The following is a 2,778-nucleotide window of genomic DNA, read 5'->3' on the forward strand; positions in this document are numbered from 1 at the left end:
GATGCGATAACACTGGAATTGCTTGAGGATTTGGGCCATAAGGCCCGCTGCTTGGAGGCCCTGCTTCCGGTCGAGACCGCCCTGGACGACATCCCGGAGCTGGCCGTGACCACCGAAGACGCCTTCAAGTTGAAGCAGGGACGGCCGATCGTTCTCGTTCCCCGACAGGTCGAAGCATTGAAGGCCCGGCTAAACCCCGGGACCCGAACCGTTTCGGCCATGGCGGACGGCGTGATGGTGGCGCTCTGCGAGATGCGTGCGGGCAAGCTCGAGCCCTCGCGGGTCTTTCATCTGGATAAGAGCGGAGACTAACCGATGTCGATTACTCTTGAGCGCAAAGCTGAGCTCATCAAGACCCACGGCCGTTCCGACGGCGACACCGGAAGCGCCGAAGTGCAGGTTTCGATCCTCTCCGAGCGGATCGCCAACCTCACCGAGCACTTCAAGACCCACAAGAAAGACAACCATTCGCGCCGGGGCCTTCTGAAGATGGTTTCCCAGCGCCGCCGTCTTCTCGATCACCTGAAGCTCTCCGACGCCGGACGCTATCAGGCCCTGATCGAAAAGCTGGGTCTGCGCCGCTAAGACTTCGGTCGGCCCCCGGGAAAACCGGGGGCTTTGCGTATCAGGCCTATCCATAGCGCCGCTCGTTCCGCGACAGGCCGGAACGATCAAGCGGCGATCCGGGCGCCCATGGTCGGGCGCTCCGCTACACGCCGAGGGCTCAAGAAGTCCTCACCCCGCCCGTCAGTTGGAGAGGATTTCGGAAGTCCGACGCCCTGTCCGTCCCCGCCGGGAATACGCCCGCGGGATAGAAAGAAGAAAAATGTTCGATATCAAACGCAAGACCATCGAGTGGGGCGGCAAGACGCTCACGCTCGAAACCGGCCGCATGGCCCGTCAAGCCGACGGCGCGGTCCTGGCCACCTACGGCGAGACCATGGTGCTGGCCACCGCCGTCTTCGCCAAGAGCGCCAAGCCGGGTCAGGACTTCTTCCCCCTTACCGTGAACTACCAGGAGAAGTTCTACGCCGCGGGCAAGATCCCGGGCTCCTTCCCCCGCCGCGAGGGCGCGCCCAGCCAAAAGGAAACCCTGACCAGCCGCCTGATCGATCGTCCGATCCGCCCGCTGTTCGTCAAGGGCTTCAAGAACGAAGTCCAGGTGGTCTGCACGGTGCTGGCCCACGACCTCGAGAATGATCCCGACATCGTCGCCCTGGTCGCGGCTTCCGCGGCCCTGGTGATCTCCGGCGCCCCGTTCATGGGCCCGATCGGCGCGGCCCGCGTGGGTTACGTCAACGGCGAGTACATCCTGAACCCGACCCTCGACGAGATGAAGGAGTCGGCCATGGACCTGGTCGTCGCCTCCACCAACGAGGCGGTGATGATGGTTGAGTCCGAGATCCAGGAGCTCAGCGAGGACGAGGTCCTGAAGGGCGTCATGTTCGCCCACGCCGGCATCCAGCCCGTGATCGAAGCGATCATCGAACTGGCCGAGCACTCCGCCAAGGAGCCCTTCGAGTTCGCGCCGGACGACACCGACGCCATCAAGGCCGAAGTGAAGAAGGCGATCGGCAAGGACCTGGCCGCCGCCTACAAGATCGTCGCCAAGGGCGAGCGCCAGGACGCGGTCGCCAAGGCCAAGGCCAAGGGCACGGAAAAGTTCGGCAAGTCCGACGCCAATCCGGCCGGCATCGCCCCCGACAAGCTGGGCGCGGTGTTCAAGGAGCTGGAAGCCGACGTCGTCCGCCGCAACATCCTGGACACCGGCATCCGTATCGACGGCCGCACCGTCGACAAGGTCCGCCAGATCGTCTCGGAAGTGGGCGTCCTGCCCCGGGCCCACGGCTCGGCGCTGTTCACCCGCGGTGAAACCCAGGCCCTGGTCGTGGCCACATTGGGCACCGGCGACGACGAGCAGCTGATCGACGCGCTGGAAGGCAAGTACTACGAGAAGTTCATGCTGCACTATAACTTCCCGCCGTTCTCGGTCGGGGAGACGGGCCGCATGGGCGCGCCGGGCCGCCGCGAAGTCGGCCACGGCAAGCTGGCCTGGCGGGCGATCCGTCCGATGCTGCCGAAGCAGGAAGACTTCCCCTACACCATCCGCCTGGTCTCCGAGATCACCGAGTCCAACGGCTCGTCCTCGATGGCCTCGGTCTGCGGTTCCTCGCTGGCCCTGATGGATGCGGGCGTGCCCCTGAAGAAGCCGGTCTCCGGCATCGCCATGGGCCTGATCCTCGAGAAGGACGGCTTCGCGGTCCTGTCGGACATCCTGGGTGACGAAGATCACCTGGGCGACATGGACTTCAAGGTCGCCGGCACCGAGGACGGCATCACCTCCCTGCAGATGGACATCAAGATCGCCGGCATCACCGAAGCGATCATGAAGCAGGCGCTGGAGCAGGCGAAGGGTGGCCGCAAGCACATCCTCGACGAGATGGCCAAGGCCATGGAAGCCCCGCGCGCGGAACTGGGCGAGTTCGCCCCGAAGATCGAGACCATGAAGGTCCCGGTCGACAAGATCCGCGAAGTGATCGGTTCGGGCGGCAAGGTGATCCGCGAGATCGTGGAAAAGACCGGCGCCAAGGTCGACATCGAAGACGATGGCACGATCAAGGTCTCGGCCAGCGATCAGTCGAAGATCGACGCGGCCAAGGAGTGGATCAAGTCCATCGCCTCGGAGCCGGAACTGAACGCCATCTACACCGGCAAGGTCGTGAAGATCGTCGACTTCGGCGCCTTCGTGAACTTCTTCGGCGCCAAGGACGGCCTGGT

General features: G+C 64.4%; 2 protein-coding genes and 1 pseudogene. All 3 read left to right on the plus strand.

Going from position 1 to position 2,778, the window contains the following annotated elements:
- A pseudogene (locus Q8Q77_RS10960) lies at positions 1–312 on the plus strand (tRNA pseudouridine(55) synthase TruB); the annotation flags it as partial.
- 3 nt (positions 313–315) lie between these two features.
- Positions 316–585 (plus strand): 30S ribosomal protein S15, encoded by a 270-nt coding sequence (gene rpsO, locus Q8Q77_RS10965; protein WP_305583612.1) that lies wholly within the window; start codon positions 316–318, stop codon positions 583–585.
- A gap of 241 nt (positions 586–826) precedes the next feature.
- A partial coding sequence (gene pnp / locus Q8Q77_RS10970) for a polyribonucleotide nucleotidyltransferase (RefSeq protein ID WP_305583613.1) occupies positions 827–2,778 on the plus strand: 1,952 nt, incomplete at its 3' end.

Origin of the sequence: Phenylobacterium sp. (assembly GCF_030698145.1) — a bacterium.
Taxonomy (GTDB): domain Bacteria; phylum Pseudomonadota; class Alphaproteobacteria; order Caulobacterales; family Caulobacteraceae; genus Phenylobacterium.